This window comes from Thiohalocapsa marina (assembly GCF_008632335.1).
Taxonomy (GTDB): Bacteria; Pseudomonadota; Gammaproteobacteria; order Chromatiales; family Chromatiaceae; genus Thiohalocapsa; species Thiohalocapsa marina.
Genome location: NZ_VWXX01000046.1, coordinates 1 through 19,887 on the forward strand (window position 1 = coordinate 1; position 19,887 = coordinate 19,887).

A 19,887-nucleotide genomic window follows, 5' to 3' on the forward strand; every position below is an offset into this window, starting at 1 on the left:
TACTCGGCGAAGGACAGGCCCTCGTAGTAGTCCATCACCAGATAGGCCGTGCCGTTGGCCTCGAAGAACTGGCGCACGCGCACGATGTTGGGATGATCGAGCTGGGCCAGGGTGCGGGCCTCGCGCACGAACTGCTCCAGACCGAAGCGAAACAGTTCGGCGTCATCGCCGGAATGCGCCACGACCGTGCTCTGATCGACCCCACGACCGGCCAGATCACGCGGCAGATATTCCTTGATCGCCACACGGGTGTGCAGCTGCTGATCCCAGCCGAGGTAGGTGATGCCGAAGCCGCCCGGCTTGCCGAGCACGCGACCGATCAGAAACTGGCCGTTGAGCAGCGCGCGATGGGGCAGCATCAGCGGGCCCCGCGCGGCGGCCTCGTCATACTCGCAGTGCGAGCAAGGATTCTGAATTTCTTTCGTTGCAAAGCAGCCCGGACAAAGCTGATTCGATTTTGAATCCAACATCAGGGCGTCTTGCCTATAAAATGCGCTCAAACATGTAAAAGCAGAATATAATACTAGGTTACACAAAGTTTTTGAGCTAAAAAAATCTATTTAGAAATCGTCGATATCTTTGGAATTCTTGAGATTCAGCAAGGCTATATCAACGGCCATCTCTTCTTCCCGCCGCAATCAGTCTACGCAACAAAAAAATCTCCCCACGTCTACTTTCTCACTTCCAAATATTTTGATCGTCATTGAACGCATCCAAGGCAGCCGCTGCATCTTCGTCGCCATTATTCGCGGATTTCCTATACCAATAAATCGCCTTATCTATGTCTTTATCAACGCCAAGACCGTCTTGGTACGAGAGTCCAAGATTGTATTGAGCGTATGCAAAGTCCTTCTCTGCCGCCTTGCGAAACCACGAAACCGCTTCAAACAAATCTTGCTCAACACCCTCACCCTCTTGGTACATTCGGCCGAGCATATTTTCTGCATTGGGAATTCCTTGCTCTGCTGCCTTACGATACCAATCCACAGCTGATTCGGAATCGGCTTCTACACCCGATCCTTCCTGATAACACAACCCAAGATTATACTGAGCGACTGCTAGATTTTTTTCTGCCGCCTTGCGAAACCAAGAGACTGCTGCAGACATGTCCTGCTCAACACCCTCACCCTCTTGGTACATTCTGCCGAGCATATTTTCCGCTTCTGGATATTCTTGATCGGCCGCTTTTCTATACCATCTGACGGCTTCCAAATCATCCTCAACGCCGACTAGACCTAAATCGTAGATGTAGCCGATATTAAGTTGTGCTTCAGGAGAGCCCTTATCAGCGGCCTTGCGGAACCACTGCAACGCTTTTCCAACGTCTTTATTGACACCTAAACCTTCTAAGTACATTTCTCCGACCATATTCTCTGCAGAAGCGTTGCCCTCAGCGGCTAATGTTTTGAAGCTGAGCAACGATTGTTTATACCAATGGTCAGCATCGGCTTGCGATTTTGGAGTTCCTTCACCATGCTCATACATCTGAGCCAGGTTAAATTGTGCAATGGGGTGCCCCTGCTCGGCTGCTTTCAGATACCATTTAACCGCCTCAGCATCATTCATCGGAACACCAACCCCCTCGTCGTACATTAAACCGAGGCCGTTTTGGGCTGCCGAATCACCTTTTTCCGCTGCTTTTTTATACCAAAAAGTTCTCATCCAAGTCTTTTCTTTAATACTTGCTTCTCTATTCCATCCATTTTCGATAAAGATATCGAAATCGACAAGAGCATTATTCAACAGGGTATCTTCATCCGGAATCATTGGTATGGCTTTCTCATACCAAGATCTTGCATTATCACTATCCCCTTGCAGGAAGTGGGTATGACCTAGATTGATGATCCAAGGATAGCCTGCTGGGTCTCTTTCGTAGGCGATCTCACTGTAGTACCGGCCCTCGGCAAAGTTACCGCTGAGTATCAAGAACCATCCTAAGGGTCCTGCTTCATCCAAGAGGCCTAGCTCGTATGCCTTCCTTTTCAACTTAATTGCCTCTGGCAAATTTTTCTCCACCACGTCACCATAGTAATACATTTCACTTAGCAGGCTGATGGCGTCTGGATTATCTTTTTGCGCAAGCTGCGACACAATTGAATAGGCTGATTCATAGTCGCCTTCAGCGTAGGCGTCGGCAGCCTTTTCAAGACGCAGAGAGGTGAACTCTTCGGAAAGTTCTTGTCGAAATGATAATGCAAGAATTGATACCACTGCTGCGAAAAGAAGAGTAGCAAAAATTATTGCATGTCGACTGGAAACTAACTTGCTAGGTTTGAAATTTAGTATTTTGTCACTTCCAGAAGATCCGCTGCTCGCTAAGGCGTCTTTTGCATTAGATTCCTCTTGTCGACTGGTCCCATTTGTCATCGCAGCGGACCCGTCACGCAAAGCAGTCTGAAACGACTGGATGCTTCGTGGGCGTTCGTCTGGAACGATCGACAAGGCTTTAGCCAAGCATTGGCTCAATTTCAGTGAGATGCCGTAGGCAGTCGCTCGCTGCAAGTCATCGTGAGCTTGGCGCTCCGCAGCATCGAGTGGCACGGAGCCTGTAACTGCACGGTATAACACTGCCGCGACCGAATAGATGTCCGTCCAGGGGCCTTGCTTGCCCTTCCTGTGATATTGCTCAAACGGGGCATAGCCCGCGCTGACCACAACCGACATAGACCGGCTGCGCTCGCCCATGGCTTGGCGGGCAGCGCCGAAATCCAAGAGGATCGGTCGTACGCCGCCGGTGTCGGTCTTGGCCAAATAGATGTTTTGCGGCTTCACATCGCGGTGTAGGAACCCCTTGGCATGCACCGCTCTAAGGCCGTCCAGTATCGGCAGCATGAGTTGAATCGCAGCCTCTTCCTGAATACGACCGCCTTGCTGTTCCAGATACTCCTCTAAGGACAGACCGTCGTAGTAGTCCATCACCAGATAGGCCGTCTCATTGGCCTCGAAGAACTGGCGCACTCGCACGATGTTGGGATGATCCAGTTGCGCAAGCGTCCTCGCCTCACGCAAAAATTGCTCCAGGCCGAAGCGGAACAGCTCGGCATCCTCGCCCGAATGTGCGGCGACCGTGCTCTGGTCGGTCCCGCGCCCGGCCAGATCCCGCGGCAGATACTCCTTTATGGCCACGCGGGTCTGCAGCTTGAGGTCCCACCCGAGATAAGTAATGCCGAAACCGCCTGGCTTGCCGAGCACGCGCCCCACCAAGTATTGGGCATTCAGTAGCTCGCGATGGTGCAGTACCAGCGGCCCGCGCGGAGCCTGCTCGTCGTAGCCGCAGTGCGGGCAAGGATTCTGATTTCCCTTCGCTGCAAAGCAGCCCGGGCAGAGTTGTTCCGGCGCCTTTTCCATCATGACCTGCACCTCTTGTTCGCGCCGCTGACACGCTAGCCAGCCACGTATAACCGATTGATCAAGTTCTTGAGGGTGTATTCGCCCGCCTGATTCAGCGCGAGCTCCTCTTGCGCCTGCACCAGGTTCAGCAACAGCACCAGGATGGCGCTTTGCACCAAGGCGACCAGCGTGGTGTAGAAGGCGATACCGAGACTCTGCGCGATCTTGCCCAGATCCTGCGAGGCGGCCTCGGGATCGATCAGTGCCATGGCCAGAGAAATGCCGATGATCGTACCGATGAAGCCGATGGTCGGGATCAGCCAGGCGATGTAGCGCAGGATGGCGTAGCGCAGATCGACACGATGCGCCATCAGCTCCAGACTGCTGTTCATAACGGTGACCGTTTGATCCACCGACCGGCTCGCCAGGAACTGCAGGATGCAAAGGTCCACCAGACTCGGCAGAAAGCCCGTTCCGCCCGCGTGCCGATCGGCGACCCGACTGCGAATGGCGGGCAGATCATGTGCCTGCAAGACCACCTCGTAGGCCTCCGGCAGCATCTGTTCCCCGAGCATGGCGTGCTCACGCACCGCGGTTCGCCAACGGCAGTAGATCTCCCCAAGGCCCGCGAACAGGATCAGGTGCATCAGGTTCTGCACGGTGTAGGGATAAACGAAGGGCGAGCTGGGCAGAGGCGTTTCTTGATAGTCGAGCAACAACTGTGCGGCCGGCGTGCCGGGCGCGAGCAGGAGCGTCAGCACCCCGATGAACGTAGCGCCCAACAGGAGGGCGATGAACAGGATCAGCAGCCGATTGGGTTGGTACCAGAGAACGTTCATCGGCCACAGCCCGGGCAGGGCTTGCCTGCCGGCTTGATGAGGCCGCAGACGCAGCGCACGAGCTGGCGGCCTTGTACCGGAGGCTCAGCCGGCGGTCGCTCCGCACCGGGAAACTGGCTACCGAATTGCGGATACTTCAGCCGCAGCGCCTCCAGCAGGTCCTTGATCGACAACACCACGCCGCCGAGCTTGACGCGATCCATCGGCGAGACGAATTCATGGCGAATGCGCTGCTCGCGCCCGTCGGACAACAACAGTCGCGTTCCGTTGGTGCTGTTGCAGTCAGTGAGCAAGAGCTTGCCGCCGTCTAGAAACGTCAGCTCGGCATGCCGGCCGCTGACCGACTCGTCGGCCACCGGGATATCGCAGGTGCGGTCCCGGCCGATGGAGAACTTTCGCGTTTGGTCATTCATGTTCAGCCCGAAAGCACAGTCGTTTTCATTCGCGTGGGCTTTCGCTGCCAGGGGCCTCAGCAGCGGACCCCGCTGACTGAAGGCTCCCCTCGCGCTGCGGCTCCGCCACAGGGTCCCTATCGCCGGCGTCGTTCTCTGCCGACCTGGCTTGAGCCTCGGGCTCGGGCTCACTCCTGGCTTCGGGCGGCAATGTCGCTGGCTCTTTCGCCTGCGGACTTGATGCAGCACTGCCAGCGAAGGGGGCAGGGGTCTTGGGGTCGTCACTGACAGGCAGCGCGTCTCGGTCGCGGGCATCAGGCGTTGGCCCGACCGATGCCGCCGGGGTTCTTTCCGACGCATGAACTGCGTCATGCGAAACATCGGCAGCGCCGCGCCAAGGCAATGGTAGATCGCCCCGGAACCAAAGCACGGCCAAGACCACGAGCATGACTAGCAGGAGCAGGCCCAGCAGGACGAGCACAGGACGCCTACGCCGCCGCGGCTTGCCTGGGTGGAGTCGCCGGGTCTCAGGCTCGACGCTCTTGGGCGACGCCGAGTCACCTTGTACCGCCAGGATCGCGACCGTGGCATTGTCCTGTCTCGGTAGCCTTTTTTGCTGGATCAAGGCGACCAGCGCATCAGCCGCTGCCTGGGCGCCCAGTCTGAGAGCACCCTTCAGCTCGTCCTCGCTCAGGACGCCGTAGACCCCGTCACTGCACAGCAAGAGGCGATCGCCTTGATCGATCTGCACCGGGCGCAGATTACGGTCCACCTTCGGCACCTCGGAAAGGCCGAGAAAGCTGGTCAGCGCATCCCGATCGGGATGACGCTCAACCTCCTCGCGCGTCATCTCGCCCGAAGAGACCCGCGGCATCAGCTCGTTGCCGTAACTGTGATCTTGCGTGCACTGCGTCAGCGAGCCGTCCGCCTGGCGGTAGAGATATAACCGGCTATCGCCCGCTGACACCCAAAACAGCTGCCCGTCCCGGACGGCGGCGGCAACGAGGGTGGTCCCGACGTTGCCCTCACCGTCGCTGTCCTGCGCAAGCGCATGGACGGCGCTGTTCGCACCCGCGAGACACCGCACAAGGGCATCCGGAATCGATTCATCGGGACGCTTGTCGCGGTAGGCATCCAGCATCACCTGCAAGGCCCGTCGACTCGCCTCGTGACCGTTGTAGAGTCCTCCCATGCCGTCGGCGACAACGGCCAACACGCCCGCATGGCTCCTGAAATAGGCCTGCTCGAAGCCGACGAAGCCGAAGGCATCCTGCTGCTCACTGCGCTGGCCAATCCACTGGGCATTACCTGGTGAGAGATTCATCGCCGCGCTCCTCAGACCAGGCTATCGGCTGTCAGCCGCACGCGAAACTCGCTCTGGCCGATCCGCAGCACGTCGCCATCCGAGAGGGGATGCGGCGCATGCACCGCAACGCCGTTCAGGAAAGTCTGGTTGGTCGAGCCGAGGTCCGCGACCAGCACCCGTCGGCCTTCCAGCGTCAGTCGGGCGTGTCGACCGGAGACGAGATCGTCCTGGGGCAACGACAGGGTGCAGTCCGGCCGACGCCCAAGCACCGCATCAGGCGGTAACGCCAGGGCGTAATCTTGCCCGCGGTTGAGCTTGCTCATCCCAGTCAGGTGCACGATCTGCGTCGGCTGAGGCGGTTGCCCGACTGATGTGGGTCTCGCCGTCGCCGGCGAGTCCTCGGGCGCGGGCGCTGGCTGGCGAATCGTCTCCGGAGCGGTCTGGTCCGTCTGCGGCACCGCGTCTTCGAGCGATGCCGGCGCTTCCTGAGCGGCCTCGGAGGCCCGCCGACGGCGCTTTCTCAGCACCAGGATCAGAACGAGCAGCAGCAGGAGCGCAACGCCGGCGCCAGTGGCAGGCAGCCACCAGCGTTGCCAGTTCGCCACGCTGTCTGCGGGCTCGGTCGGCTCAGCCGCATCAGGCGCCGTGCCCTCGGCAACCGGGGACTCATCTCGCGGGGCATCCGTTGCAGACCCGGCGGATTCCGACTCGGCCTCGATAGCCTCAGGTACGGTCTCAGCGCTCGGCGGCTCTGGTCTCGCCGCGGCGGGCGCCGGGAACAATCGAGCGTCCATGCCGTCGCTCAGCGTCAGTCCGTCGCCGGTCAGCGTCACCTGGACCCGATAGCGATTGCCGTCCCATGTACACTCCGAACAGTCGAGCTCGGCCCGATAGACTACCCGAATCCGCTCCCGGGCCGAGTGCAGGGCTGCGGCGGGATCACCGCTGCCGGCATCGATCAAGAGGCCGCCGGATTGCCTGGCGAATCTGCCAAGCGCCGTCAGCCCCGCCTCGCGCTGGGCGCGATCGAGCACGGCGCTGAAGCCGATGGCGTAGATCGGCACCGAGCCCTCGCCCATCCGCGCCAGCACCTCATCGGCCGACACGCCGCCGGGGTCGTCATTCAATCCGTCGCTCAGCAGCACCAGCGCGCGTCGCACGGGCAGGCCCTCGGCACGCTGCTGACTCAGGTCCAACCCGCGCATCAGAGCCGCATGTAACTGCGTCTGCTGGTCGGTGGGCGCGAGCGCATCGACTGCCGTCTTCAGCATATCGCGGTCGGCCGTCAAGGCTGCCTGCGTCTGCACGCTCGAACCGAAGGTGATCAGGCCCGCCTGATCCTCGGGCTTCAGTGCTTGAATCCAGTCCCGCAACGCCGTCTTCATCTGCTCGAAGCGCTCCCCGACAATGGAACGGGAGACATCGACGGCAAACAGGTAGGCCACCCCCTCACTCGTATTGGGGAAGGGTGTCAATGCGCTCACGGATGTGACGGTAGCGCCGACGGTGGCCTGCATTCGGGCCGGTTCGATGCCTTCGACCGCCTGTCCGGCCTCATCGCGAACCGCCACATAGGCGACCACCCGCGGCTGCTCGGCAACGACTTGCGACACCTGGACCATTGACGGGGATGCAACGGCGCCTGCCGAGACCAAGAGCAAAACGGAAAACAGCCCCGAGAAAAACGACCGCGGAAGCCCTTGCAAGCGGGCATCCGACAGAGAGGGTCCCGTCGAATTGTTCTCGTCGGCCGCGTTCGTCATCGCGTCATGCCGACTTGCCTGTCTAGCTCGACTCATCATCGTGGAAGTCTCCAACATCGCACAGCCCAGGCTGTTTTTAGTTTGAACCGTATCAGTTGCAAATCCCGCCCATCTGGGGCTGGAAGTCGCCGTGACGCTTGAGGAAGCTGAGGTCACGACTGGGACGACATCCGCAACTGAAGTACGAAGTGCCATCGTCGATTAGCACAGCAATTCAATGTCATCAGAATCGAAGAAACTCCGCGCCTGCTGACAAAGACCTCAGCCAACAGGGAACTCAGGTCATCGCGATCAATCGACAATCCGAAGTGCTTAGGGATGCCGTCGGCAACACGTTATCCAGGAATCATTTAACGGTCGCTCAAAAAACAAAGTCACTGTCCGCCGCGCACTAAACGAACGTATCCCTGAAGGCTCTTATCGTCGTTGCCGACGTAGCCATAGCCGAAATTGACGTACCACGCGCCGTACGAAGTGCCGGCATACGGCGACGAAGACCAGAACCACCAATTCGGGGTCTCTGGAAAAGCCCTTGTCTCAATCGTCGGACGCGCAACATCTCCCTCGCAAGTCGATTCGTCGTTGAGCCAGACCCCAGGCCCTCCGGTCTGGTCCTTGCAATACCTCAGCCCCTGCAGTTCACCAATAGTCGGCACCCGCCAGTCCCGAGAGCCTGCGTAGCCACCGGAACGGTTCAGTGAATCGGCTGCCGCGAGCGCGGCGTCCCAGTCGAATCCCTTGGCTTCGCCTAAACAGGTCGACTGACTCCAGTTCTGTCCAAGCGCACATCGCATCCATTGCAACCCTGTCTCAATATCCATGACGGTGCCGTCGCCCATGTCGCGATAGCGACCCGCAATCAAGGTCAGCGGCGAAATATCAAGATCATCTTCCAGGGTAACGGTCGCGTTCGGATTGCGATCTCCATTAGGCCCGCCTGAGGGGATGGCGCGTTTTTGCTCTTGCTCTTGGGGTGTCAGAAAGAAAGCGAATAACGCTACTAATATCAGCGACACCAGTAACACACTTGGAAGTAAGCAACCCCCCTTCGATTTCTTCGGGATGTTGTCCTTTGGCGGATGCTCTTGCGCATGTGCCGTCTGTGCCGGCGTTGACGCGCTGGTGTCTGGCATCTCGACTGGCCTGGTCGATCCCGACCCTGGATGTCTCAATGCCATCTGAAATGCCTGCACGTTTTGAGCACGGGCCTCTGGGGCCACTGCCAATGCTGCACTCAGAGCATCGCTCAACCGTTGGGAAATGCCGAAGCCGGTTGCCGGCTTGAGCTCGTCGTCCATGATTCGGTCCGTGGCTTCCGGCGGCACCACGCCGGTTACTGCTTGGTACAGCACCGCCGCAGCTGCGTAGATGTCGGTCCATGGCCCTTGCTTGCCCTTGCGCGAGTACTGCTCGAACGGGGCATACCCCGCGCTGATCACGACCGACATCGATCGGCTGCGCTCACCCATCGCCTGGCGAGCCGCGCCGAAGTCAAGCAGGATCGGGCGCACCCCGCCGGCATCGGTCTTGGCAAGGTAGATGTTCTGCGGCTTCACATCACGGTGCAGGAAGCCCTTGGCATGCACCGCGCGCAGTCCATCCAGGATCGGCAGCATCAACTGGACGGCCGTCTCTTCCGGCACCCGTCCGCCTTGCTGCTCCAGATACTCGGCAAAGGACAGGCCCTCGTAGTAGTCCATCACCAGGTAGGCGGTGCCGTTGGCCTCGAAGAAGTGGCGCACCCGCACGACGTTGGGATGATCGAGCTGGGCCAGGGTGCGGGCTTCCTGCAGGAATTGCTCCAGACCGAAGCGGAACAGTTCGGCATCCTCGCCCGAATGCGCCGCGACCGTGCTCTGGCCCACCCCGCGCCCGGCAAGCTCTCGAGGCAGGTATTCCTTGATCGCCACACGGGTGTGCAGCTGCTGATCCCAGGCAAGATAGGTGATGCCAAAACCGCCGGGCTTGCCGAGCACGCGCCCGATCAGAAACTGGCCATTCAGCAGTGTTCGATGCGGCAATACCAGCGGACTGCGCGGGGCGGCCTCGTCGTAGCCGCAGTAGGCGCAAGGGTTCTGCGTGCCCTTGTCGACAAAGCAACCGGGACAAAGCGGCGCGGCGTTCGTCATGGAAAGTTCCTCTTCTGCTCATACCAAGGGCGGGGATCGCCGCCGGGCACGGTTCGATGTCGCTGCGGCAGGCTGGGGATCCACCGGCCACCCTGCTATCCGTTTGTGATGGCAAGAGTGTAACGTATCGATAACCGTGTGACATCCAGAGGTCGAGTGTGCTCGAACCTGCCTCAACGGCCGAAGAGGGCGTCGACGTATATACGCCGGCGCAGGCCGAGGCTATCGGCGTGCTTGGCATGGTCGATCCCGCTCACAATGGCGGGCGGCACTGGAGGCGGGCTCATAGATTTCCGTGGGCACGCCCACAGTTTCCACTGAAACGGCGGCTACGGCTGAGCACGGGTAGACTAGGCGACACTGAAGCCGATGTTGTCGTTCCGGTTGTCCGCTGTGTTCCTGTTGCGCGGTTGGTGGGCCGCACCCGGGGCGGTTGGTTGTTCCAAGAGCTGCCCCGAAGCCGTCAGGTGTCGTCTTGGTCTAACCCGTCGTAGACTTTAACGCATGCGCTGGCTCGCGCAGCCGACGCCCGGATGCAGGCAACCCCAGTCGGCGATGGGCAAAGCGCTCCGCTGCTCGGCTTGGCGCACGGCGGTCACGTTGGCGACCCCAGCGGCCGCGGGGGCTAAAACATCGCGATTTGGTGGCTCCAAAAGGCCGCCCATCCTGCTCCGCTTGTGGACCTTCGGTTCCACCTCCTACTTCGGACCCGCGGTAAAGGGAAAAAGAGAACACACTAAAGGGAATCCTGGGCCAGACGGAAACCGATGGAGTCGTCCCGGGTGACCGCTGTGGTCCTGTTGCGGTTGGCGGACCGCACCCTCAGCGGCTTGTCGTCCCAGGAGCCGCCCCGGAGCGCCCGGGAGCCGGCATCATTCTTGCGTGCGCAGCGCTGCTCGGCACCACCATAACCGCTGTCATAGACCGAACAGGTCCACTCGTAGACATTGCCCGCCACGTCGTACAGCCCCCAAGGATTGGCCTGGAGACTACCCACCGGCAGCGTCTTCTTCTGACGATAGACGCCTGTCTTGGCCCCACAGTCGTCGTAGTCATATTCCCCGTTGTAGTTTGCCTGCTCGGTGTTGATGCAACCCCCACTCCAGAACGGCGTCGTGGTCCCGGCCCGTGCGGCATACTCCCACTCTGCCTCAGTCGGCAGCCGATAGCGATTGCCGGTGCGCGCGTTGAGCTTGTCGAGATAATCCTGGACATCATTCCAGGAAACCTGCTCTACAGGACAGTTGGCGCAACCGGCAAATCCCGACGGGTTGCTGCCCATCACGGCCTCCCATTGGGCCTGGGTGACTTCGTAGCGCCCGATCGCGAAGTCCTCCACGCACACGCGGTGCTGGCGCTCATCATCGTCGCGTTCGGCCTCGCTCGCGGGACTGCCCATCTGGAAGCAACCGCCCTCGATCGCCACCAACTCGGGCTCGAAGGCGAGCCGCGGCGACGGCTCGGCCGCGAGGTGGAATTGCACCTGCGTCCAGGCGTTCTCGCGGATGCGAAGGCGTCGCTGCTGCGCGTGGTAGCCAGCGGCGCTGACGCCCACCTCGACCTCACCGACCGCCAGCCCCTGCCCGAGATTCAGCGGCTCACCGGGGCCGGCGCGACCCACGCGGCGTCCGTCTACCGTGACCTCGGCCGCGGCACCGCTGATGCTGACCTGCAGGTAGCCTTGGGGTGCCGCTGGCGCGACGGGCGGCGCCGGCGGGGCCGGCGGCAATGCGCGACGCGCGACCGGCTCTGCCGTCGACGCGTTGTCAGGGGGTGAAACAATCCGCGATTGCTCAGACCACCAGATCCCGACACCGAGCAAGGCCAACAGCGGCAGCCCCAGGATCGGGATCAGCCACCAGCGCGGTCCCCTGCTCGGGTGGGGCGCGGCCTTCGCCGACCTTGGCGATTCTGCCGATGGCGTTGACGAGGTGCCAGCCAATGCTGGATCGGTTGCCGTTAGGGAGTCACGGCTCGCGGGCGCCGAGCGCGGCTCCCCCCGCAGCTGCGCCTGAAACGCTGGCACGCTCTGCGGCCGGGCCTCGGGGGCCAAGGCCAACGCCGCGCTGAGTGCAGCGCTCAGGGTAGGCGAGACGCCGAAGACGCTGGCGGGCTTGAGGTCGTCTTCCGCAACGCGCTCATTGGCCTCCGCTGGGGTTTCCCCGGTCACGGCCCGATAGAGCACGGCGGCGGCCGCGTAGACGTCGGTCCATGGCCCCTGCTTGCCCTTGCGGTGGTATTGCTCGAACGGGGCATAGCCAGCACTGACGACCACCGAGAGCGAGCGGCTGCGCTCGCCCATGGCTTGGCGCGCGGCACCGAAGTCGAGCAGGATCGGGCGCACGCCACCCGTGTCGGTCTTGGCCAGATAGATGTTCTGCGGCTTCACGTCGCGGTGCAGAAAGCCCTTGGCATGCACCGCGCGCAGCCCGTCGAGGATCGGCAGCAGCAGCTGCGTGGCAGTGGCCTCGGTGAGCCGCCCGCCGTACTGCTCCAGGTACTCGGCAAAGGACACCCCTTCGTAGTAGTCCATCACCAGATAGGCGGTGCCGTTGGCCTCGAAGAACTGGCGCACGCGCACGATGTTGGGATGATCCAACTGCGCTAGCGTGCGGGCCTCCTGCAGGAATTGCTCCAGACCAAAGCGAAACAGCTCGGCATCCTCGCCTGAGTGCGCCGCGGCCGTGCTCTGATCGACCCCGCGTCCGGCTAGATCCCGCGGCAGGTATTCCTTGATCGCCACACGGGTGTGCAGCTGCTGATCCCAGGCAAGATAGGTGATGCCAAAACCGCCCGGCTTGCCGAGTACGCGCCCGATCAGGAACTGGCCGTTGAGCAAGCTCCGATGTGGCAGCACCAGCGGACCCCGCGGGGTGGCCTCGTCGTAGCCGCAGTGCGGGCACGGATTCTGCGAGCCCTTGTCGACGAAGCAGCCGGGGCAAAGGTGGTTGAGGTTGGGATCAGTCATACGCCAGGATGCCGGGGCTTGCCCTATTCACAATCGTTCTGGAGCGACAAAAGACGACAGCCCCCTGTGCCCGTCAGTCGGAAGGCTCAGCCTTGGACTCGACCGGCCAGGCGAACTGCTCGCCACAGAATGGAATGAACAGCAGTGTGCTCTCGCCGATCTCGATGCGGTCATACGGCTTGAGTTCGACCGGACTGATGACCTCCTCATCATTGAGATACGCGAGCCCGCGCCCGTCGCCAGGGGCGATGCGGAAGGTATGCCGGCGCGGATTGTAGCTCAGGATCGCGTGGTTCTCGCGGCTGATGGCCTCGTCACCGGTGATGGCGATGTCCATGATTGCGGAGCGACCGATGGTGTTGCGCTCGGTATGGATGCGGAAGTCGCGGCCGCGATCCGGACCCTCGACGCAGACGAGCCAGCCGACCACCGGATCGATGCCACCCATGCGCTTTTTCCAGACATGGACCGTCTCGCCCTCCGCCCCGGGGCGGTACTTCGGCGTCGGCGTTCGCTCCGCCCGGGTTGCATCTGCCTGCGCCGGTGGACGCTCGGCACCGGCCGTGGCGCCGCCGCCATAGGGCCTGGTCGAGCCAAGCTCGACCTGGACCCCGCAGTAAGGGCAGCTGGAATATTTCTCAGGATCGTAACTGTGACCGTTCTTACAGAAGACGGCATCCATGGCACACCTCGGCTACTAAATTGTCTGCATTCGTGCGACCGGCCCGGATCTCTCCGACCAGCTTCGGCTACAGGTTCGAAGCGCATCAACCTCTGCGAAGATACACGCCTGACTGGCGACGTGCTAGAGTCATCGGATCAAGCTCGGGGTGTGAAATCCACTTGCACCTGATCGCCTGGATCGTAAGTGCCTGAATGAACAAAACGACGAGCACTGACGCCAGCGCTTTGATGGCTGTCGTGAGGTGCGATCGCCGACTGACGGCGTGGAGACCACCCGCAAGCATTATGACAGAACGCACACCTTGCGCCGTGATCTCGATACATTTTTGCTCCGGTCAAGCGGATTGCGTTGGGGAAGCGACTCGGATTCCGGGCTAATATGCGCTTAGAAAGGATAGACGCACACGGCATAGAGCGGGAGTCAGCCCGATGAGCACCGCAAACCAGTGTCCGGCATGTTTTGCCTCGATAGGCAGACAGGCGGTCTGCCCCCACTGTAGTTACGACCCGGAGATGCCGCGGAGTCCTTTGGCGCTGTCGCCTGGTACCCGGCTGAATGACCAGTTCCGCCTCGGTCGAATCCTCGGTAAGCCCGGCGGATTCGGCATTACCTACCTGGGCTGGGACGAGCGCCTGGCGACGCGGGTTGCGATCAAGGAGTATCTGCCGAGGGACCTGGCCGGGCGTGATACGGACCACATCACGGTCGCGGCGCATTCGCGCGAGGATGGCGAGCTGTTCCGTTATGGCCTTGAGCAGTTCCTGCTCGAGGCACGCACGCTCGCACAATTGGATCATCCAAACATCGTGCGGGTGCGACAGTTCTTCGAGGCGAACGCGACCGCGTACCTGGTGATGGATTACTACGACGGCCTGTCCTTGGCCGAATATCTGGAGCAACAGGGCGGACGCCTGCCCGAGCAGACCGCCATTGAGCTGCTCATGCCGATTCTGGACGGCCTGCGCGCGGTGCACGCCAAGGGCTTCCTGCATCGCGACCTCAAGCCCGCCAACCTCTACCTGGCCAGGGCTGACGCGGGCGGGGTGAGACCGATTCTGCTCGACTTCGGTGCCGCGCGTCAGGCCATGGGCGAGCGCAGCCGCTCGCTCTCGATTGTCGTGAGCGAAGGGTATGCGCCGTTCGAGCAATATCACCGGCGCGGTCGGCAGGGACCGTGGACCGACATCTATTCAGCCGCCGCCGTGCTGTATCAGGCCGTCACGGGAGAGGTGCCGCCGGATGCCTCATCGCGCTTGACGCAGGACGATCTCAGGCCCGCAAGCGCCTTCGGCGTGTCCCAGCGCCTGAGCGCGTTGCCCTGAGCCAGGCGTTGGCTGTGCAGCCCGAGGGACGGCCGCAGCGCGTCGATGCGTTCCAAGCCCTATTGCGCCCACCGCCGCCCGAACCTGGCCGCAGCGCGCCGCCGGTGCAATCGCGCGACGAGGCGTCCGACTCGGCATCGCCAGAAAGAAGCCGGCCGCAATCGGCCAAGCCGGCGCAGACCGCTGCCATACAAGCCACTCAGGGTCAGCCACGCTTGGCTGCCTTGTCGGCATGGACCAAGGCATGGCTGTATGCCCAAGCGGCGATCTTCACGCTCGCAGCCATTTCAGGTTGGATCGATCACCAGACGCTTGCCAGTCTGTCCAACGCGGATCGCAACGGCGATGAACTGTGGCAAGCGGTCATTGACGGGACGGCCGGTTGGCAATCCCTGGTCGAGCTGGGCGGCAGCCTCATCTTTCTGATCACCGCCATCTTGATCCTGCGATGGATCTACCGGGCGAATGCCTGTGCCCGTCGACTGGGCGCGGGCGGCATGGCATTCACGCCCGGCTGGTCGATCGGTTGGTACTTCATCCCCATCGCCAATCTCTGGAAGCCCTATCAAGCCATGGCCGAGATCTGGCGGGCGAGCAGCAAGCCCGCTGACTGGCGCACAGCGCGCGTGCCACCGTTGCTTGGCTGGTGGTGGGCCGTTTGGCTGATCTCAGGTTTGGTTCAGTACGGCGAACTGAACCTGCTCACCCAAGCTCAAGGGATCGGCGACCTGCTCGCCGCGAATGTGCTTAGGCTGCTCTCCGACCTGATGACCGTCGCGCTCAGCGTCATGCTGGCGCGCATCATCGATCGCATCCAAGCATTGCAAGACGCCCATGCACAGCAAAGGGGCGAACCACAGATCTCCATCAGCGAGAGCCAGCCCTCCCAAGCGCGGATGTCAGCGGCGGACGGTAGCTCCAAACCGGTCGCTGCCCGTCGCCCGCGATTGGTGGGCATGAGCGGTCCTTATGCGGGTCTGTCGGTTCCGTTGAGCGACCGTCCACTTGTGATCGGTCGCGACCCAGCCGTATCGCAGGTCGTGCTGGCGGATGTCGACACCATCAGCAAGCGCCACGCACTCATCGGCTACGATGCAGCACGTGCATGCTTCTTCCTGCAGGACCTCGGCTCCTCGAACGGGACCTTTGTCTTGGATTCCACTGGCGCTGCCTATCCGGGCCAGATCCAAGCGCAGGGCCGACGCCTGCCGGCGGCTCAGCGCTGCGAGCTCCGCCCCGGCGTTCGTTTCTATCTGGCCTCGCCGGCTATTGTCTTTCAGTTGATGCTGGAGTAGTGACCGCAGGACCAATACCTGTCAGATTTTCAATAAACCGATCTGCCCATACTTGGGGGACCAAGGTGCGTGTAGTCTTGAATTCCAGTTAGTAACAAATCAACATCAAAGCGAATCCTGTGCGAGACGAAAGCCAAGTGCTTGACTCCAGCTACTGGCAGTTCCAGCATTGCGACTCGCAGAACGCGCCCGATTCGAACTGTTGGTCCAAGCGCCGCCGCGAAGCGCCCAAGAGCTGGTATCATCATTTGCTAAGCATTGCGTTTGCGCGCCATCATAGCTGGCATCGTAAGTCGAGCAGGTCCACGTCCCGGACGTTCCCAAGCATATCGTGAAGCCCCCATGGATTTGGCGGAAAAGAACCGACCCTTACTGTTCCGTCCACGTCGAAATTACTTCCACAGCCATCACAGTGGGCATTGTTTGTACCAATCCCTTTACCCCAGTGACGCGCCGTTTTCGTTCCCGCACGCGCTGCGTATTCCCACTCTGCCTCTGTCGGCAAACGATAATATCTCCCAGTGCGGGAATTAAGCTTGTTGATGTATTTCTGCACATCGTTAAAGCTTACGCTCTCCACAGGGCAGTCGTCGCAGCCAGAGAAGCCGGAGGGATCACTACCCATCACCGCAACCCATTGCGCCTGGGTCACTTCATACTTACCAATCACAAAATCATCTACACAGACCCAGTGCTGTCGCTCGTCGTTACGGCGATCCGACTCGCTTAGCGGACTACCCATCGCAAAACAGCCTCCATCGATAGCAACGAGTCTCGGTTCAAATGCCTCTAGCCGTTCGCGCTCGACCGTAATTTCCGTTATCAATGCAACAGACTTTTCACCCACCTCCTTCGGTACCGCTTCTGTTGAATCAACTGCTGCACCTGGGCCTGCAGTTTGTGCTATATGCTGTTCTTGTAAGCTTTTACCATATAGCCAAAACAATACTGTAGCGGCAATAAATGCAATTACTATTACGGCTGAACCGAGGCTGTTGTTTGATTCTTCCTTCGCCGCATCAAGGTTGGCTAGCCCTTTGTACTGATTTGGCACCTCGGTCACTAACACGTTCCGCGCCAGTTTCTGCGTTCCGCCTACCTCACGATGCAACAAAACTTGGAACTCTACTACCCTCAGCGGACGCATCTCTGGCGCGATAGACAGGGCTTGTGCTAATGCGCTGCTCAAGACATCGGATGCACCATAAGCACTGGCTTGATCTCGTCATCAGTCATGCGTTCAGTGACCTCTGGCGGCGTCTCCCCCGTCACTGCTCGATACAGGACCGCCGCAGCCGCGTAGATATCCGTCCAAGGCCCTTGCTTACCCTTACGCGAATATTGCTTAAACGGCGCATAGCCCGCGCTGACCAGCACCGAGAGCGAGCGGCTGCGCTCGCCCATGGACTGGCGTTCGGAACCGCAGTCGAGCAGGATCGGCCGCACCCCACCGGCATCGGTCTTGGCGAGATAGATGTTCTGCGGCTTCAAATCGCTGTGCAAAAACCCCTTGGCATGGACTGCGCGCAGGCCATCGAGGATCGGTAGTAGCAGTTGCGTGGCGATAGCCTCGCCGAGACGTCCACCCTGCTTATCGAGGTATTCGGCCAGTGACAGCCCTACGTAGTAGTCCATCACCAGGTAGGCCGTGCCGTTGGCCACGACGAAGTGTCGCACGCGCACAATATTGGGATGTTCCAAATTGTGCGAGCGTGCGTGCCTCGCTCAGGAACCGCTGCAGCCCATAGCGGAACAGGTCGTCTTCCTCGCGACTGTGCGGGGCAACCGTGGCCTGGTCAGTGCTGCGCCCGGCCAGCTCCCGCGGCAGGTATTCCTTAATCGCCACGCGCGTGTGCAGTTGCAGATCCTAACCGAGATAGGTAAAGCCGAAGCCACCCAGCTTGCCAAGCACGCGGCCGATCAGGAACTGGCCATTCAGCATCGTGCGATGGGGCAGGACCAGCGGACCACGCGGTGCATGCTCGTCATAGCCACAATGCGGGCACTGATTCTCGCCGCCCTTGTGCGCGAAACAGCCCGGGCACGGGTTGCTCAGGTGCTTTTCCATCACCACCAATCATTGCTTCGTGTCAGCTGAGCGAACATAGTATATCCTTTACCTGTCGCAGCGGCCACGTGACATCAAGCTCCGCCGCAATGAAGCTCACACATAAACAGACCGCACCACCCTAACGGTAGCCGATCTAAAATGAAAGTAACGAGCCAGGAACAATGCTGACTGATGCAAAAGTCCACAAAATCATGTTGACCATATCGCTGAAAACAGTACCTGCATTCCCCGCCCGAAGGTTGGCTTCGATCCGCAGGATTCCCGGTGAATCCATGTTCTGCCATTAAGTGTTCGGTTTAATGAAATCGCACTCGCGTCGCAGTTTTCTCCATGACCGGGTGCGCACGAGACAACGTCGATGACCCATTTGCACACCCATTATGACAACCTGAAGGTTGCGAGAGATGCGCCGCCAGAAGTCATCCGTGCCGCCTATAAGACCCTGTCCCAAAGGTTCCATCCAGACCGCAACTCGGGAAATCCAGAGGCAGCCAGAATCATGGCGATCATTAACGCCTCTTACGACGTCCTCTCGGATCCTGTGAAGCGCCGGCAGCACGATGACTGGATCACGCTGAAGGAGTCCGGTAACCGGATCGATACAGCGGCAACCGCCCCGGTTCATGCTGCAGCGACCAATCAGCGAAGATCTCCACACGGTTTTACAAGGTTTGTCCGCGCTCTAGTCGGTTTCACCAAGCGATTGATCCTGATTGTTTTCTCTTACGCCTTCGGCCTAGGCATCGTCTTTGGCGCGCTATGGATCCTTGCGATCGCGCTCGACTTTCTGACGGAGCAGAGGCCACCACCGTCCGGGCCCCTGCCTTACACCGCGGAGCCTCGGCGAGCAAGCCCTGGATCGGTACTCCCCGCTTATGTTCGCCCCGAACTTGCCCCGAATGGTTTCCCTTGGCCTACATCTGCCGGCTATGTCAGCGGTTACCAGATCCTCCACAATCAAGGTCTCTCAAGCATAACCATTGATAACACACGAAACGACTCGGATGTTTTCGTGAAGCTCGTTTCTCTGAGTGGTTCCAGCGCATACCCGGTGCGTCAGTTTTTTATTCCCGGTTTCAGTCGCTTTACCTTGAAGAATGTCACCGCTGGAAGATATGACATTCGCTATCGTGATCTCGAAACAGGCGGCCTTTCTCGTTCCGAACCCTTCGAAGTCAACGAGATCCGAACCTATAGTGGGACCCAATACAGCAATCTAAGCATGACCTTATACAAAGTGAGTCACGGAAATATGGAAACGTATCGGCTTTCCGAATCAGAGTTCTGAAACGTGATATCCTCATGGAGAACACTACTCCAATACTTTCTGTTCAAACGCCACCACGAAATGACGCCTTAAAAGTCTATTGCCCTTTCGATTATATGCAGCGGACGCAGACCCGGATATGTAGCGTCACTCATCTATAAATCACTTGAGGCTGGAGCCTAATACGAGGCATACCCATGCTCTTGTACAATAGCCTTCAGCAGTTGCTCTCTGATGCGGAGAATCTCAGGACGCATCCCAGGTCGAAGTTCGCCCGCAGCACAAAAGCCACCCAACCCTCTGCTGACTCGCCGGCAGCGCGACGCTGTCTGGTTCAGACCCAGCACTGAATTTCTATTTCGACCATCCTAGTGCATTCGTTTTGAAATCCCGAGACCGTTTGAATGCCTCAAGCCTTGAGGGGCTTACCCTGGTAGGTCCAGCGAAACGGCTTGGCCATTGTCTTATTGAAATGCTCGATGAAGTCGGCGATTTTGGCCTGCAGGTCCTCCACTGACGA

At 60.1% G+C, this 19,887-nt stretch carries 15 protein-coding genes and 1 pseudogene; 3 read left to right on the forward strand and 13 right to left on the reverse strand.

Translation table 11 applies throughout. The annotated features are described in order from the left end of the window. The 9 genes and pseudogenes from F2Q65_RS17830 to F2Q65_RS17870 all read right to left on the reverse strand — a co-directional run. Positions 1–359 (reverse strand): annotated as a pseudogene (locus F2Q65_RS17830) (protein kinase domain-containing protein); the annotation flags it as partial. Positions 360–678: 319 nt separating this feature from the next. Further along, complete coding sequence (locus F2Q65_RS17835) at positions 679–3,351, reverse strand: serine/threonine-protein kinase (protein ID WP_150094762.1); 2,673 nt, start codon at positions 3,349–3,351, stop codon at positions 679–681. A 32-nt stretch (positions 3,352–3,383) separates the two neighbouring features. After that, positions 3,384–4,169, reverse strand: a complete 786-nt coding sequence (locus F2Q65_RS17840; RefSeq protein WP_150094763.1) for a MotA/TolQ/ExbB proton channel family protein — start codon at positions 4,167–4,169, stop codon at positions 3,384–3,386. After that, the gene (locus F2Q65_RS19755) at positions 4,166–4,582 is read right to left on the reverse strand and encodes an FHA domain-containing protein (protein ID WP_211354086.1); all 417 of its coding nucleotides are present in this window, start codon (positions 4,580–4,582) and stop codon (positions 4,166–4,168) included. Before F2Q65_RS19755 ends, F2Q65_RS17840 begins: the two co-directional genes overlap by 4 nt. A 25-nt stretch (positions 4,583–4,607) precedes the next feature. Beyond that, the gene (locus tag F2Q65_RS19760) at positions 4,608–5,885 is read right to left on the reverse strand and encodes a protein phosphatase 2C domain-containing protein (RefSeq protein ID WP_150094765.1); all 1,278 of its coding nucleotides are present in this window, start codon (positions 5,883–5,885) and stop codon (positions 4,608–4,610) included. A gap of 11 nt (positions 5,886–5,896) precedes the next feature. Further along, positions 5,897–7,786 (reverse strand): VWA domain-containing protein, encoded by a 1,890-nt coding sequence (locus tag F2Q65_RS17855; RefSeq protein ID WP_170265802.1) that lies wholly within the window; start codon positions 7,784–7,786, stop codon positions 5,897–5,899. A 218-nt stretch (positions 7,787–8,004) separates the two neighbouring features. Then, positions 8,005–9,759: a protein kinase domain-containing protein gene (locus F2Q65_RS17860; RefSeq protein ID WP_150094767.1), complete on the reverse strand. Its 1,755-nt coding sequence runs from the start codon at positions 9,757–9,759 to the stop codon at positions 8,005–8,007. A gap of 736 nt (positions 9,760–10,495) precedes the next feature. After that, the gene (locus tag F2Q65_RS17865) at positions 10,496–12,727 is read right to left on the reverse strand and encodes a bifunctional serine/threonine-protein kinase/formylglycine-generating enzyme family protein (RefSeq protein ID WP_150094768.1); all 2,232 of its coding nucleotides are present in this window, start codon (positions 12,725–12,727) and stop codon (positions 10,496–10,498) included. A 73-nt stretch (positions 12,728–12,800) separates the two neighbouring features. Beyond that, a complete protein-coding gene (locus tag F2Q65_RS17870; protein ID WP_150094769.1) occupies positions 12,801–13,409 on the reverse strand; it encodes an FHA domain-containing protein in 609 nt (202 codons plus the stop codon). Positions 13,410–13,840: 431 nt separating this feature from the next. Here F2Q65_RS17870 and F2Q65_RS17875 point away from each other — a divergent pair, with 431 nt between their 5' ends. After that, positions 13,841–14,734 (forward strand): serine/threonine-protein kinase, encoded by an 894-nt coding sequence (locus F2Q65_RS17875; protein WP_246156346.1) that lies wholly within the window; start codon positions 13,841–13,843, stop codon positions 14,732–14,734. 14 nt (positions 14,735–14,748) lie between these two features. After that, the gene (locus F2Q65_RS20085; RefSeq protein WP_246156350.1) at positions 14,749–16,029 is read left to right on the forward strand and encodes a DUF4328 domain-containing protein; all 1,281 of its coding nucleotides are present in this window, start codon (positions 14,749–14,751) and stop codon (positions 16,027–16,029) included. A gap of 105 nt (positions 16,030–16,134) precedes the next feature. On the opposite strand, the gene F2Q65_RS20470 is transcribed toward F2Q65_RS20085, so the two are convergent. The 4 genes from F2Q65_RS20470 to F2Q65_RS20095 form a co-directional block, all read right to left on the reverse strand. Continuing rightward, a complete protein-coding gene (locus F2Q65_RS20470) occupies positions 16,135–16,353 on the reverse strand; it encodes an SUMF1/EgtB/PvdO family nonheme iron enzyme (RefSeq protein WP_425473421.1) in 219 nt (72 codons plus the stop codon). Beyond that, positions 16,304–17,218 carry a formylglycine-generating enzyme family protein gene (locus F2Q65_RS19765; protein WP_246156347.1) on the reverse strand — a complete coding sequence of 305 codons (915 nt, stop codon included), beginning with the start codon at positions 17,216–17,218 and terminating at the stop codon, positions 16,304–16,306. The genes F2Q65_RS20470 and F2Q65_RS19765 overlap by 50 nt, the downstream gene beginning before the upstream one ends. Beyond that, a complete protein-coding gene (locus tag F2Q65_RS20090; protein WP_246156348.1) occupies positions 17,215–17,730 on the reverse strand; it encodes a protein kinase domain-containing protein in 516 nt (171 codons plus the stop codon). The genes F2Q65_RS19765 and F2Q65_RS20090 overlap by 4 nt, the downstream gene beginning before the upstream one ends. A gap of 166 nt (positions 17,731–17,896) precedes the next feature. Continuing rightward, on the reverse strand, positions 17,897–18,097 hold the full coding sequence (locus tag F2Q65_RS20095) for a hypothetical protein (RefSeq protein ID WP_246156349.1): 201 nt from the start codon (positions 18,095–18,097) through the stop codon (positions 17,897–17,899). A gap of 361 nt (positions 18,098–18,458) precedes the next feature. On the opposite strand from F2Q65_RS20095, the gene F2Q65_RS17890 reads away from it, so the two are divergent. After that, positions 18,459–19,388: a J domain-containing protein gene (locus tag F2Q65_RS17890; RefSeq protein WP_150094770.1), complete on the forward strand. Its 930-nt coding sequence runs from the start codon at positions 18,459–18,461 to the stop codon at positions 19,386–19,388. The last annotated feature ends 499 nt before the right edge of the window (positions 19,389–19,887 follow it).

What these genes read in the sequence shown, in the direction of transcription:
- F2Q65_RS17840 (WP_150094763.1), bottom strand. Translation starts at nt 4,169, where the DNA reads ATGAACGTTCTCTGGTACCAACCCAATCGGCTGCTGATCCTGTTCATC.
- F2Q65_RS19755 (WP_211354086.1), bottom strand. Translation starts at nt 4,582, where the DNA reads ATGAATGACCAAACGCGAAAGTTCTCCATCGGCCGGGACCGCACCTGC.
- F2Q65_RS17860 (WP_150094767.1), bottom strand. Translation starts at nt 9,759, where the DNA reads ATGACGAACGCCGCGCCGCTTTGTCCCGGTTGCTTTGTCGACAAGGGC.
- F2Q65_RS17870 (WP_150094769.1), bottom strand. Translation starts at nt 13,409, where the DNA reads ATGGATGCCGTCTTCTGTAAGAACGGTCACAGTTACGATCCTGAGAAA.
- F2Q65_RS17890 (WP_150094770.1), top strand. Translation starts at nt 18,459, where the DNA reads ATGACCCATTTGCACACCCATTATGACAACCTGAAGGTTGCGAGAGAT.
- F2Q65_RS17865 (WP_150094768.1), bottom strand. Translation starts at nt 12,727, where the DNA reads ATGACTGATCCCAACCTCAACCACCTTTGCCCCGGCTGCTTCGTCGAC.
- F2Q65_RS17835 (WP_150094762.1), bottom strand. Translation starts at nt 3,351, where the DNA reads ATGATGGAAAAGGCGCCGGAACAACTCTGCCCGGGCTGCTTTGCAGCG.
- F2Q65_RS17875 (WP_246156346.1), top strand. Translation starts at nt 13,841, where the DNA reads ATGAGCACCGCAAACCAGTGTCCGGCATGTTTTGCCTCGATAGGCAGA.
- F2Q65_RS19760 (WP_150094765.1), bottom strand. Translation starts at nt 5,885, where the DNA reads ATGAATCTCTCACCAGGTAATGCCCAGTGGATTGGCCAGCGCAGTGAG.
- F2Q65_RS20095 (WP_246156349.1), bottom strand. Translation starts at nt 18,097, where the DNA reads ATGGAAAAGCACCTGAGCAACCCGTGCCCGGGCTGTTTCGCGCACAAG.